The organism is Vibrio sp. D54 (genome assembly GCF_021728075.1).
GTDB lineage: Bacteria > Pseudomonadota > Gammaproteobacteria > Enterobacterales > Vibrionaceae > Vibrio > Vibrio alginolyticus.
Map to the genome: position 1 here is coordinate 108,016 of NZ_JAKKCS010000010.1, position 13,616 is coordinate 121,631.

The following is a 13,616-nucleotide window of genomic DNA, read 5'->3' on the forward strand; positions in this document are numbered from 1 at the left end:
CAAACGTTCACCCGACAAAAAAGACATTAGTTTTTAGACATCAAAACCAAAAAAAACCACAAAACAACCAAAACAACAACAAAAGTAAGCACCAAAATACTTTCTGTTAGAATCATTTCATTTACAAATAATTCTATAGATATAAAAAAGCCGGCTACCGCCGGCGAATAATTATGTATTTAGAGTTCATTCAATCCCAAAACATCTGTCATGGTATAAAAGCCCGCTGGTTTGGCACTCAACCAAACAGCGGCCTTGACGGCGCCATTAGCAAACGTCATACGATCGGTCGCTTTGTGCGTTATCTCCACTCGTTCCCCAATATCAGCAAACATGGCTGTGTGCTCACCGACAATATCGCCAGCGCGAATTGTAGCAAAGCCGATCTCATCTTTAGTACGTTCACCTGTGATACCTTCTCGCGCATAGACAGCTACATCATTCAGCTTGTTGCCCATCGCACCAGCAATGGCTTCGCCCATCCCGATAGCGGTACCAGAAGGAGCATCAACTTTATGACGATGATGTGCTTCGACAATCTCAACATCACAGTAGTCGCCCATCACTTTGGCTGCTTTCTCAAGAAGCTTAAATACGAGGTTCACACCAACAGAGTAGTTAGGAGCCATGACAACAGGCACTTGCTTAGCGGCTTCGTCAATCAGTTCACGCTCTGCATCACTGAAACCAGTCGTCCCAATCACAATACTCTTTCCATGCTTCTTACACAGTTCGAGATTCGCCAACGTACTTACTGGGGCAGTAAAATCGATGATTACATCAAAATTATCGACGTCTTTAGCAAGATCATCCGTTAAGAACACATCGAATTTGCCTTCACCACAAAGTTCACCGATATCGACACCGACAAGTGAGGACTCAGGTCGTTCTGATCCCGCGCTCACTGTCGCCTCTGGGTTAAGGTGTGAAGCTTTAACCAAATTACGGCCCATTCGGCCTGCTGCTCCTGCGATTGCAATACGAACCATTGCGCTTTCTCTCCTTCTCTGGATAACGAGGTTTGCTCTCGTTCTCTCGTTTCGCTTAATCTGTTTAAACTAACAACATACCGTGGTTACCACAAGCAAGTTCATCAGGCTTAAGCGAACTCTTTTACGACACGCTCCAAGATAGGCACGTTCGCTTCAGGAAAGGCATAGTTACCCAATTCTCTTATCTCAACCCAGCGACCTTCTTGACCTTCTCGGCCGTAAGGCTCATTACTGAACTTAGATACCGTAATAAAATCAAACTTAAGTGATTTGTCTGGATAGTCATATTCCAAATGCTCGAAAAGGGTTTGCTCAGTAACTTCAATTCCTACTTCTTCTTCAAGTTCTCTTGCTAGAGCATGTTCAATACTTTCTCCTAACTCGACTTTCCCGCCGGGAAACTCCCAAAACCCGCCTTTATGCTTGTCGTCTGGACGCTTTGTAATAAAAATTTTTGATTTGTCTTGGTTAAAAATAATAGCCGCGACTATGTGAATTCTTTTCATAGGGGTTCCTAACTCTCAAGCCGTTACACTTCAACGGTCTTTGAATCTCTAAAACTATCCGATGCTATCAAAACTTATGAAATTCGACAGCCACAGAATTTGCTTAAAAAAAGAGCCGCCTAGGCGACTCTTTAAAAAATTATCTGACTAATACGTTAGTCGATTTTGCCGTGGCACTGTTTATACTTCTTACCACTACCACAAGGGCAAGGCTCATTGCGACCTACTTTACGTTCATCACGTACCATTGGCTGACTTGAACCTTCTTCAGATTCTTCACCTTCAGAAAGAGGGTTTTGTGCTGCTGCGTGTTGCGCTTGAGCACGACGAGCGGCCTCTTCAGCTTGCGCACGACGTTGCTCTTCCATACGTTCAACTTCTTCTTGTTGCTGAACTCGAACGCGAGATAGAACAGTAATCACATCAGTTTTCAGCGCTTCTAGTAGACCTTCAAACAGTTCAAACGATTCACGCTTGTATTCCTGTTTCGGGTTCTTCTGCGCATAGCCGCGTAAGTGAATACCCTGACGCAAGTGATCCATTGCTGCCAAGTGCTCTTTCCAAAGAGTATCCAGAGTTTGAAGCATAACCGATTTCTCGAAGTTACGAAGTACTTGCGCACCCACCACTTCCTCTTTCTCTTTGTACACTTCAACGGCTAGATTGATGATCTTCTCGCGTAGCGCCTCTTCGTAAAGCTTATCGTCTTCTTCAAGCCATTGCTTCACTGGCGCATCAAGATCGAAGTCTGCTTTCAAGCGCTCTTGTAGACCTTCAACGTCCCACATATCTTCTAGTGATTGTGGCGGGATGTACTCATCAATAACCGCTGTTAGCACATCTTCACGGTTTTGCTCGATCATACCGCTGATGTCTTCAACGTTCATCAATTCGTCGCGCAGCTCGTAGACAACCTTACGCTGATCGTTCGCCACATCATCGTATTCTAGTAGCTGCTTACGGATATCAAAGTTACGACCTTCCACTTTACGCTGTGCTTTTTCAATTGAGCGAGAAAGCATTTTCGATTCAATTGCTTCACCTTCTTCCATACCACTTTGGATAAGGCTCGCCATACGATCAGAAGTGAAAATACGTAACAAAGAGTCTTCCATAGATAGGTAGAAGCGAGATGAACCTGCATCTCCTTGACGACCAGAACGACCACGTAGCTGGTTATCAATACGGCGAGATTCGTGGCGCTCAGTACCAATGATGTGTAGACCACCAGCATCTAGTACTTGATCATGTACCACTTTCCACTCTGCTTTAATCGCATCGATTTGTTCTTGAGTTGGGTTCTCCAAAGCTTCCACTTTTGATTGCCAACTACCGCCAAGCACAATATCCGTACCACGACCGGCCATGTTGGTCGCGATAGTTACCGCACCAGGCATACCCGCTTCAGCGACAATTTCCGCTTCCTTCTCATGGAATTTTGCATTCAATACGTTGTGTTTGATCTTAGCCTTCTTCAATGCGTTAGAAAGAAGTTCTGATTTTTCAATCGATACGGTACCAACCAATGTTGGCTGACCTTTCGCAACGCGCTCTTTGATATCTTCAATGATTGCCGCAAACTTCTCAGCTTCGGTACGGTACACCACATCCGGCATATCGTTACGAATCATAGGTTTGTTGGTTGGGATAACAACAGTTTCCAAGCCATAAATAGATTGGAACTCAAACGCTTCAGTATCCGCAGTACCTGTCATACCAGACAGTTTTTCGTATAAGCGGAAGTAGTTCTGGAAGGTAATCGAAGCCAAAGTTTGGTTTTCGTTTTGAATCTTAACGCCTTCTTTCGCTTCTACTGCTTGGTGAAGACCTTCAGACCAACGACGACCTGGCATTGTACGACCAGTATGTTCATCAACAATTACTACTTCACCTTCGTCAGTAACGATGTAATCAACGTTGCGCTCAAACAACACATGAGCACGCAAAGCGGCATTCACGTGATGTAACATGCTGATGTTAGTCGGAGAGTAAAGTGTGTCACCCTCTTCCATAAGACCATTTTTCACCAACAGTTCTTCAACGTACTCTTGGCCCGTTTCTGTGAGGTATACTTGCTTTGATTTCTCATCAACAGTGTAGTGACCATCACCACGATATTCTTCAGAGTCTTCTTTATCTTGCTTTTTAAGATGCGGGATCAAAAGGTTGATTCGGGTGTATAGCTCAGAGCTATCTTCAGCAGGACCAGAAATGATCAAAGGAGTACGAGCTTCATCAATTAGGATTGAGTCCACCTCATCGACAACTGCAAAGAAGCGATCACGCTGTACACGGTCTTCGCTACGGAAAGCCATATTGTCACGAAGGTAGTCAAAACCAAATTCATTGTTGGTTCCGTATAGAATGTCAGCTTGGTACGCTTCTTTTTTCTCTTGAGGAGGCATGTTTGGCACGTTTACGCCAACGGTCATACCTAAAAATTCAAATAGAGGGCGGTTCGTCTCAGCATCACGTTTAGCTAGATAATCGTTCACTGTTACGATGTGAACGCCTTTACCAGCAAGAGCATTTAAGTAAGCTGGAAGCGTTGCCGTCAGCGTTTTACCTTCACCCGTACGCATTTCAGCGATTTGACCCGCATTTAGAACCATACCACCGATAAGCTGGACGTCGAAGTGGCGCATACCGTAGACACGCTTAGATGCTTCACGAACCGTAGCAAAAGCTTCTGGAAGTAGTTTATCAAGAGTTTCACCCTTCTCTAGGCGCTCACGGAATTCAACCGTCTTTGCTTTTAACTCTTCGTCACTTAGAGCCTCGAATGTTGGCTCATAGTTATTAATTTCTTTTACAATTTTTCTAAGGCGGCGCAGTGTTCGGTCGTTGCGACTGCCAATCACTTTTGTCAGTAGCTTAGTTATCATTTTTCGTGAATCTCTCTTTATTCAGACCGTTCCCGATCTACTCATAATGCCTTCAGTCTCTGCCAGTTTGGAACTAAGAATACTGAGATAAATCATTTATCAAAGATATTGAGTTCAAACATCCATATTTCAAGGCTAAGTTTTGAAACAATGTGGCTTAGTGTAAGGATTTTTAATCGATACAACCATAAATAGACGTATTTGTTTGAAGCACTCTGAAGTTTTTACTTAAAGTGGTGACTGATTAGCCGATATTGCACATCGCAATATGTGTAATCCATTCAGAACAAACTTTGCTTTTTACCTTGCTACATTGTAAAACTGAAGCTAAAGACGTTAATGTAAACTATACCTTAATAGAAAGCTGCTCTAGAATAGCTATATCTCAACAAAATCAGATTTTACCTATGCGTGATCACCGTCCAACCTCGACTGAAGATGTTATTGCTGAGTCACAGTTCAAGCAGATTCAAGAACATGCTGGAGAAATCTTACAGCTTAACCAAGCTTTGCAAGAGGTCTTACCCACGGGGACAGCCGATCATTGTCGAGTAGCGAATGTTCGTAACGGCCATCTATTGATCGATGTCTCCAGTGCCGCGATCAAAATGAAGATCGATTACGATCGCCTCATGATCCTAAATAAACTTCGTACTCAAGGCTTTGCCAAGCTGATGAGCGTTGAAGTGAGGATCAATCCTTCACTATATAGAAACCGCTTTCAACAAGACGACAGACCTAAGCGTCCACCACTAACCGAATCTGCAGCAAAGTCATTAATGACGATTGCCGACATGGCGCCACCGAAAATTCAAGAGCGTTTAAAACGATTAGCCGATATGGCAGAAAAGGAAGATCGTAAGTGAACGTTATTTCAATATGCTGAAAGCTTGAATGTTATTGATAAATCCAGGATTAAAGCCAAATAGCAAAAAACCAGGCATAAGCCTGGTTTTTTATTAATTCTAATGCCAAGTATTTACGCAAGCACCATATTTGGTTCTGCGAATGCTACTGGTGAGCCGACTTCTTCTTCGAATGTAGTCCACTCCCACGCTTCCTGATCTGCAAGAACAGCACGTAACAGTTGGTTATTTAAACCGTGGCCAGATTTAAAGGCACGGAATTCACCAATGATTGGGTGGCCACACATGTAAAGGTCACCAATCGCATCCAACACTTTGTGAGTCACAAACTCATTTTCAAAGCGTAGACCTTCTTCATTAAGAATACGGTAATCATCCAAAACGATAGCATTGTCAAAACTACCACCCAAAACTAGGTTTTGAGATTGTAGATATTCGATATCACGCATAAAGCCAAACGTACGTGCTCGAGAAATCTCACGAACAAAGCCTTTTGACGAGAAATCAAACAGCAAACGTTGCTCGTCTGATTCAATCGCTGGGTGATTAAACTCAATTTCAAAGTCCATACGGAAGCCGTTAAATGGTACAAATTCTGCCCATTTATCACCATCTTCAAAACGAACTGGCTTTTTGATACGGATGAAGCGTTTTGGCGCATTTTGCGTTTCGATACCTGCTTGTTGTAGCAAGTATACAAATGGGCTTGCACTACCATCCATGATCGGAATTTCAGGTGCGTCTACTTCGACAACAATGTTATCGATGCCCATACCAGCAAGTGCTGCATTCAAGTGCTCAACCGTTGAAATACGCACACCTTCATCGTTTACCAATGCAGTACAAAGCATAGTGTCACGAACCGAAGCTGGATCAGCTGGAAAATCTACAGGTGGATTTACATCTGTACGACGGTAAATGATACCTGTATTTGCAGCAGCCGGGCGCAGAGTAAGTGTGACTTTACGACCAGAGTGGAGACCCACACCAGTTGTTTTCACTATTTCTTTCAGAGTACGTTGTCTGATCATCTGCTTGCCTCTCAAAAATTTGCTACAAAACACGGCCGTCTGTAACGTCGACCGTGAATGCTACCATAATTTTGAGCCATGTCAAATTTATGGGTTAAAGATTAATCAGCCTGACGACGCAAAAATGCCGGTATATCTAAATAACCACTTTCCTTTTCTTGCTTTGGAGCCGCAGAACTTTGGCTCGACGAAGCTGGAGAAGAAGGAGCAGTGTTTGTCGGCTGAGGAGTTACCTGTGGCTTCTCTTGCACTTGATTATTTTGCAAGGTCTGTGCCGGTTTTTCTTCAGCTTGCGTTGCCGCTGCTTGTTGCTGTGGTTGAGCTTGCGGCGTCGGTGCCACTTTAGCTTTACCACCCGCAACTAGCGTGATATCTGGCTTTTTCTCATTACCAATACCTGTCGCTACAACTGTTACGCGAATTTCGTCAGTCATATCAGGGTCTAGAGAAGTACCGATAACAACAGTCGCATTGTCAGAAGCGAATGCCTTCACTGTATTACCAACCGTCTCAAACTCGTCAAGACGCATATCCAGACCAGCAGTAATATTGACAAGAACACCACGAGCGCCCGCTAGATCGATGTCTTCCAGAAGTGGGCTAGAAATTGCCATTTCAGCCGCTTCTTCAGCACGGTCTTCACCTTTGGCGATGCCGCTACCCATCATTGCGTGACCCATTTCAGACATTACAGTTCTTACGTCCGCAAAGTCGACGTTGATCATGCCAGGGCGAGTAATTAGCTCAGCAATACCTTGAACGGCATTCTTAAGAACATCGTTAGCGCTTGCAAAAGCTTCTAGCAGTGTTACACCACGACCAAGTACTTTAAGTAGCTTTTCGTTTGGAATCGTGATCAAAGAGTCAACATGCTTAGAGAGCTCATCGATACCTTGCTCAGCAAATGCCAAACGCTTTTTACCTTCAAAACTAAACGGTTTAGTTACTACCGCTACTGTTAGAATGCCAAGCTCTTTAGCCACTTCAGCAATAACAGGCGCTGCACCAGTACCGGTACCGCCACCCATACCAGCTGCGATAAACACCATATCGGCGCCAGTCAGGGAATCTTTAATTCGATCTCTGTCTTCGAGAGCTGCGTCACGGCCAACCTGTGGATTAGCACCTGCACCCAGACCTTTAGTGATATCACCACCGATCTGAATAACATTGCCAACGCTTGTCTTACGAAGTGCTTGCGCATCAGTGTTGACGCTGATGAATTCCACACCTTCGATGGATTCACGCACCATGTGTTCAACGGCGTTACCACCGCCGCCACCAACCCCAACGACCTTGATTACTGCATCGTCAGACATTTCCATCATCGGTTCAAACATGTGTTGTCTCCGTTTATCCTGCAACTCAGGTTAAAACTCTTTTTGTATCCAGTTACGCAATTTATCGAAAAAGCCAGTTACAGATGAGCGTTTAGGTTCATTATAATCGCTATCGTCGCTAGACTGCATGTCTCTTGCGTAATGAAGTAATCCAACTGCCGTAGAATGGTACGGCTCTTTTACATAGTCAGTTAATCCGCTGACTTCGAGCGGTTTGCCGACCCTTACTTGATTGCGGAATACGCGTTCCGCACATTCTACCACTCCGTCCATTTGCGCAGCACCGCCGGTGAGTACAACTCCCGCAGCCAGATGGTGCTTGATACCCTCTTCGCGCAATTTTGCTTGTACAGAGTCGATAGTTTGGTTAACCAGTCCCATAAGCTCAGAGTAGCGTGGCTCAATCACTTCTGACAACGTTTGACGTTGCAGGCTACGTGATGGTCGTCCACCTACGCTTGGTACATTAACCGTGTCATCCTTACTGACCAGTTCACTCAAAGCACAGCCATATTTGACTTTTATTTCTTCAGCATCGCTCACTGGCGTGCCAAAAGCAAAAGCAATATCACTGGTTACAGCATTTCCTGCGTACGAAAATACTTCTGTGTGACGTAACGCACCGCCAGTCCAGATGGCCACATCCATCGTGCCGGCGCCAATATCAACCACACAAACTCCAAGCTCTCTTTCATCCTCGGTGATTACTGCATTACTAGCAGCAAGCCCAGAAAATACGAGTTGTTCTACTTTAAGGCCGCAGCGTTCTACCGCCTTAATAATGTTGCGTGCCATGTCATTATGGCATGAGATAAGGTGGACACTCACTTCCATTCTTACCCCAGATAAACCAAGCGGATTTTTGATTCCCTCTTGGTAATCAATGGTGAACTCTTGCGGGATCACATGAAGAATTCGCTGTTCATCACCGATTTTAATCGATTTTGCGGTATGGATAGCGCGATCCATGTCTTCTTGAGACACCTCTTCATCAGAAATCGTGCCCATACCTTTTTCAATTCGGCTTGCGATATGCTTACCAGACAACGAAATGAAGACTCGGCTGATCTGGCACTCTGCCATTAATTCAGCTTGATCAATTGCACGTTGTACTGATTTTACAACCGACTCCAAATCATTCACGCCACCTTTATCCATGCCGCGTGAGGGGCTACTACCTGCGCCAATAATATTAATTTGACCGTCTGGTAAAACCTCACCCACTAGAGCCGATACGGTTGCAGTGCCTATATCAAGACCAACAATAATGTTGTCATCAGCGGCCTTAGTCATCTGTACTCTCTTCTAACTCTTGTTCAGGGAACCAACCAACTGCGGCTCCTGTATCGTACCTAAGATCGATATAACTGATTCTTTGCGTGTCACTGCCAAGCTTGTTATAGAGCTTAAAAAAGCGCTCTATACGCTCAAGAAGAGACTCTTTACCGAGCTCTAATCGAATACCGTTATCAAGGATGATTTGCCAAGCTCGTCGCTCGTTTAATACCAGAGACGATATCGCTAAACCCAATTGCTGAAACTTAGGACTCAAATCACGGTAAGTCTGTAAGACTTCCGGCCCGCTATCTTTGGGTCCGTACAGCTTCACTTTTTCTTCTTGCAACAGAGCAACATCTCCATCAAAAACGAACCCGTTTTTATCTAACAGTTCGTTGCCATTCCAAATGGCTTCTGGTTGATGCTCCGTCAAAAAAACTTTTACTGTATCCGGCCACTGCTTTCGGATTGCGGCATGCGCTACCCATGGCAGAGCTTCGACACTTTGCTGTAATACATCAATATCCTGAGACATAAATGTACCGATGTGATCAATTCGACTAAATGCAGCCTGCACATCGTCAGCTTGGACATACTCCAGTTTCCCCTGAAGTACTATTTTGGAGAGAGGTAACCTTTGGTCATCCCACATCCAACTGATCGCCGCGTACAAAACAGAACTAATTAAAGTCACAACCACAACGAAAAATAACGCACCCAAGATTTTTTCTTGGCGACCACGGTTGTTACCCGTGTTTGGTCGCTCGTCATTCAGTGCAATATTCAACAACGTCTTCGTTTCCTGACTTTTGTCGTGTACTTTTTACCCATATAATTACGCAGAGGTAAAAGTCTTGACTTTAACCTTGGGATTATACTGAGCTCTTGTAAACTATCAAACACTGATAGCAATAAATCACAATGATATTGACGCAAAATCGAGATCTGAGTCTTTATCTGTCCTTCGCGTCAACAATATGTGTCAGCCAAGCATCTTGTTTATATTCAATTTAAGACCTGCCAGCTGTTTCGCCACTTTACCAATATCACCCGCACCTTGCGTTAAGATTAGGTCGCCGTCTTGTATAACGTTAGCTAAAACTGAAGGTAATTGCTCGATTTCTGGAACAAAAATCGGATCTACCTTGCCTCGGCTGCGAATTGTGCGACATAAAGCGCGCCCATCAGCCCCTGCAATCGGCTTTTCACCCGCTGCGTAAACATCCAGCATGATCAATACATCTACCTGTTCAAGCACATTCGCGAAATCATCGTATAAATCACGAGTACGGCTATAACGGTGCGGTTGGAAAATCATCACCAAACGCTTGTCTTGCCAACCACTGCGTGCTGCATTAATGGTTACATCCACTTCTGTGGGATGATGGCCGTAATCATCAACAAGCATTGCATGGCCGTTGCCAGTATCAAACTCGCCAAGGTGATCAAAACGTCTTCCCGTACCTTGCGTACCAGCCATTGCCTTTAGGATCGCATCGTCTTCAATGTCATCTTCAGTAGCAACCGCAATCGCAGCAGACGCATTCAATGCATTGTGACGACCTGGAATATTCAGCGTGATATCTAAGTTAGCTCGCCCTTTACGTACTACCGTAAATTTGCCTTGCTGCCCCTCTTGACGATAATCTTCAATACGTACGTCGGCATCTTCAGAAAAACCGTAAGTTATCACTTGACGACTAATACGTGGGATTAACTCTCGAACCACAGGATCGTCAATGCAAACAATTGCTTGGCCGTAAAACGGTAGATTATGAAGGAAGTCGATGAAGGTTTGCTTTAAGGTTTCAAAGTCACCACCATAGGTATCCATATGATCGGCTTCGATATTGGTAACAATGCTCACCATTGGTTGCAAGTGCAGGAATGACGCGTCACTTTCATCTGCCTCTGCAATTAGAATACGACTCGAGCCTAGACGCGCATTTGTACCTGCGCTTTTCACCAAACCGCCATTCACAAACGTTGGATCAAGACCGGCTTCAGAATAGATTTGAGTAACAAGAGCGGTCGTCGTGGTTTTACCGTGTGTACCCGCAACGGCAATACCGTGACGGAATCGCATCAATTCAGCCAACATCTCTGCGCGGCGTACAATAGGGATGCGTAATTCACGTGCCGCCATCACTTCTGGGTTTTCTTCGTTGATCGCCGTTGACACAACAACCACACTGGCTTTTTCTACATTACTGGCTTGATGACCGATAAATACCGTCGCACCTTTTGATACCAAACGCTCTGTCACAGCGTTCTCTGATAGATCAGAACCTGTGATTTGGTAGCCTTCGTTCAACAGCACTTCTGCAATGCCGCTCATGCCCGCACCACCAATACCGATGAAGTGGATGGATTTCACGCGGCGCATCTCTGGCACCATTGCGCGAATCTGAGCTAAGTCTTGTGTATGTTGGATTGTCATCAATTCTATTCTCAATAATTCGGTTAACGCTTTTCGGTCAAAGCGACAATGGCTTGTGCGACAACTCGGTCAGCATTCAATTTTGCAGCGCCACGCGCTTGCTCAGCCATTGTAAGTAAAGCTTGGCGATCCAATTGTTGGATCTGCTGAGTCAGAGACTCAACGGTTAAATCTGGTTGTTCAATCATTTTCGCCGCGCCGCAATCCACCAAGTGGTCTGCATTAAGTGCTTGCTGGCGGTCTTTGTGCATGAATGGAACAAAAATAGCGCCTACACCTGCCGCCGAGACTTCAGAAACAGTTAACGCTCCAGAGCGACAAACTAAAAGGTCAGTCCATGCGTAAGCTTCTGCAACGTCATCAATGAATTCCATTACTTCTGCCTTTACCACACCATTAGCTAGGTATGCTGCGTTCACTTCTTCGGCAGAACCTTTACCCGCTTGATGACGAATACAGTAATCTTCGCCCAATTTCGACATCACTTCTGGCAGAGTTTGGTTAAGAATACGTGCGCCTTGGCTGCCACCCATCACCAAAATGCGAATTGGACCTTGGCGCTCTTGCATGCGCTCAGTTGGCGCTGCTAATTGAGTCACGTCTTCACGAACTGGGTTCCCAACCACTTCGGCATTTGGAAAAGCGCCTGGGAAAGCCTGAAAAACCTTCTTAGCGATTTTCGATAACCATTGGTTCGTTAAACCTGCTACTGCATTTTGTTCATGCAGAACAACAGGAATACCACTCATCCAAGCGGCAATACCACCCGGGCCGCTAACATAACCGCCCATACCAAGCACTGCGTCTGGCTGCCAGCGTTTCATGTGACCACGAGCCTGCATAATGGCATTGATAATTTGAAATGGAGCTGCAAGAAGACGTTTAACGCCTTGACCTCGTAACCCTTTCACTTTGATAAAGTCGATTTCAATGCCATGTTTTGGCACCAAATCCGCTTCCATTCGATCCGCCGTACCTAACCAACGGATCTCCCAACCTTGCTCTTGAAGCTGTTTTGCTACCGCCAAACCTGGGAATACGTGACCGCCAGTACCACCAGCCATCACCATCAAACGTTTATTTTGTTTCATTAGCTTGTTGTTCTGATTGTTGTTGCTCGCGTTTCAAGCGGCATTCGTAATCGATACGCAGTAATATGGACACTGCGACGGACATAATTATTAGACTAGAACCACCATAACTGATGAGTGGAAGTGTTAAACCTTTAGTTGGAACAATACCGGCGGCGGCTCCAACATTAACCAAGGTTTGAAACGCAAACCAAATACCAATTCCGAAAGCCAGATAACCTCCGAACATTTCGCCTTCTTCAAATGCACGCTTGCCGATGTAAACCGCTTTTAGCACCAAGCTAAAAATCAGCATTAAGACCAGCACTACGCCTACGAAACCAAGCTCTTCAGCAAGTACGGCAAACACAAAGTCGGTATGCGCTTCCGGTAGATATTCCAGTTTTTGAATTGAGTTACCGAGACCTTGACCGAACCATTCACCACGACCAAACGCCATCAAAGACTGAGTCAACTGATAGCCACTGCCAAATGGATCTTCCCACGGGTCAAGGAAGGAGGTTACACGTCGCATACGGTATGGCTCGACGAGAATCAAACCTACCACAGCGCCGATACCTGCCACCATTAAAGCGAGAAACTGGGTTAGTTTTGCACCTGCGATAAAAAGCATGCCAAACAGCGTGACCAGCATCACGACCACCGTCCCCAAGTCTGGCTGACCAAGTAGTAATACTGCGAAGAAGGCAAACACCATGATTGGCTTCATAAAGCCACCAAAGAACGTTTGTCGTACTTCGTCTTGCTTTCGAACTAAGTAACCAGACATGAAGATAAACAGCGATAGCTTCGCGACCTCCGCTGGCTGAAGGTTAAACAGCCCGAGGGGAATCCAACGAGACGCACCATTAACCGACTTACCCGCCAAGAGCACGATGATCAACAGTGCGAAAGAAGCCCAAAGTAAGTAATGGCTCTTCTTAAACCACTCTTGCAAAGGCACTTGCAAAATAACAGCGGAGGTCCCTAACGCCAGCACGAGAAACGTCGCATGACGAAACATAAAGTGGAACGGCTGTTCCGTTAATCGAGAGCTGATTGGAAATGATGCAGAGGTTACCATGACCAAACCAGTCAACATCAAACCCAGTGCAATCCACACTAACTGACGATCAAACATCGCCTCTGGGGCTGGATGCTTGAGCCAATTGCCAATACTGCGTTTAACGTTACCTAAACCCACGAAG

11 protein-coding genes are annotated in these 13,616 nt (G+C 45.2%); 1 reads left to right on the forward strand and 10 read right to left on the reverse strand.

Annotated features, from left to right (window positions below; genetic code table 11):
• Positions 1-179: 179 nt before the first annotated feature.
• The 3 genes from dapB to secA all read right to left on the reverse strand — a co-directional run bounded on the left by dapB (position 180) and on the right by secA (position 4,383).
• Entirely contained in the window at positions 180-989 is an 810-nt protein-coding gene (gene dapB, locus L3V37_RS14600) for a 4-hydroxy-tetrahydrodipicolinate reductase (RefSeq protein ID WP_005381860.1), read from the reverse strand.
• Between the two features lie 110 nt (positions 990-1,099).
• Positions 1,100-1,498, reverse strand: a complete 399-nt coding sequence (gene mutT / locus L3V37_RS14605) for an 8-oxo-dGTP diphosphatase MutT (protein ID WP_130544758.1) — start codon at positions 1,496-1,498, stop codon at positions 1,100-1,102.
• A 155-nt stretch (positions 1,499-1,653) separates the two neighbouring features.
• The gene (secA, locus tag L3V37_RS14610; protein WP_047102008.1) at positions 1,654-4,383 is read right to left on the reverse strand and encodes a preprotein translocase subunit SecA; all 2,730 of its coding nucleotides are present in this window, start codon (positions 4,381-4,383) and stop codon (positions 1,654-1,656) included.
• Positions 4,384-4,790: 407 nt separating this feature from the next.
• Between secA and L3V37_RS14615 the strand changes: the two genes are divergently transcribed.
• Positions 4,791-5,249, forward strand: a complete 459-nt coding sequence (locus L3V37_RS14615) for a DUF721 domain-containing protein (protein ID WP_033906094.1) — start codon at positions 4,791-4,793, stop codon at positions 5,247-5,249.
• A 113-nt stretch (positions 5,250-5,362) separates the two neighbouring features.
• Here L3V37_RS14615 and lpxC read toward each other — a convergent pair whose 3' ends face one another.
• The 7 genes from lpxC to ftsW form a co-directional block, all read right to left on the reverse strand.
• Complete coding sequence (gene lpxC / locus L3V37_RS14620; protein WP_005381871.1) at positions 5,363-6,280, reverse strand: UDP-3-O-acyl-N-acetylglucosamine deacetylase; 918 nt, start codon at positions 6,278-6,280, stop codon at positions 5,363-5,365.
• A 101-nt stretch (positions 6,281-6,381) separates the two neighbouring features.
• Positions 6,382-7,620: a cell division protein FtsZ gene (gene ftsZ, locus L3V37_RS14625; RefSeq protein ID WP_017633617.1), complete on the reverse strand. Its 1,239-nt coding sequence runs from the start codon at positions 7,618-7,620 to the stop codon at positions 6,382-6,384.
• Positions 7,621-7,650: 30 nt separating this feature from the next.
• Positions 7,651-8,913 (reverse strand): cell division protein FtsA, encoded by a 1,263-nt coding sequence (gene ftsA / locus L3V37_RS14630; RefSeq protein WP_005372946.1) that lies wholly within the window; start codon positions 8,911-8,913, stop codon positions 7,651-7,653.
• Positions 8,906-9,688: a cell division protein FtsQ/DivIB gene (locus tag L3V37_RS14635; protein WP_005387393.1), complete on the reverse strand. Its 783-nt coding sequence runs from the start codon at positions 9,686-9,688 to the stop codon at positions 8,906-8,908. The genes ftsA and L3V37_RS14635 overlap by 8 nt, the downstream gene beginning before the upstream one ends.
• A gap of 192 nt (positions 9,689-9,880) precedes the next feature.
• Positions 9,881-11,338, reverse strand: coding sequence for a UDP-N-acetylmuramate--L-alanine ligase (gene murC, locus L3V37_RS14640; protein WP_005387395.1), 1,458 nt, complete (start codon positions 11,336-11,338; stop codon positions 9,881-9,883).
• A gap of 23 nt (positions 11,339-11,361) precedes the next feature.
• Positions 11,362-12,429 carry an undecaprenyldiphospho-muramoylpentapeptide beta-N-acetylglucosaminyltransferase gene (murG, locus tag L3V37_RS14645; protein ID WP_054576662.1) on the reverse strand — a complete coding sequence of 356 codons (1,068 nt, stop codon included), beginning with the start codon at positions 12,427-12,429 and terminating at the stop codon, positions 11,362-11,364.
• Positions 12,416-13,612, reverse strand: coding sequence for a cell division protein FtsW (gene ftsW / locus L3V37_RS14650; protein WP_005372933.1), 1,197 nt, complete (start codon positions 13,610-13,612; stop codon positions 12,416-12,418). The genes murG and ftsW overlap by 14 nt, the downstream gene beginning before the upstream one ends.
• Positions 13,613-13,616: the final 4 nt, after the last annotated feature.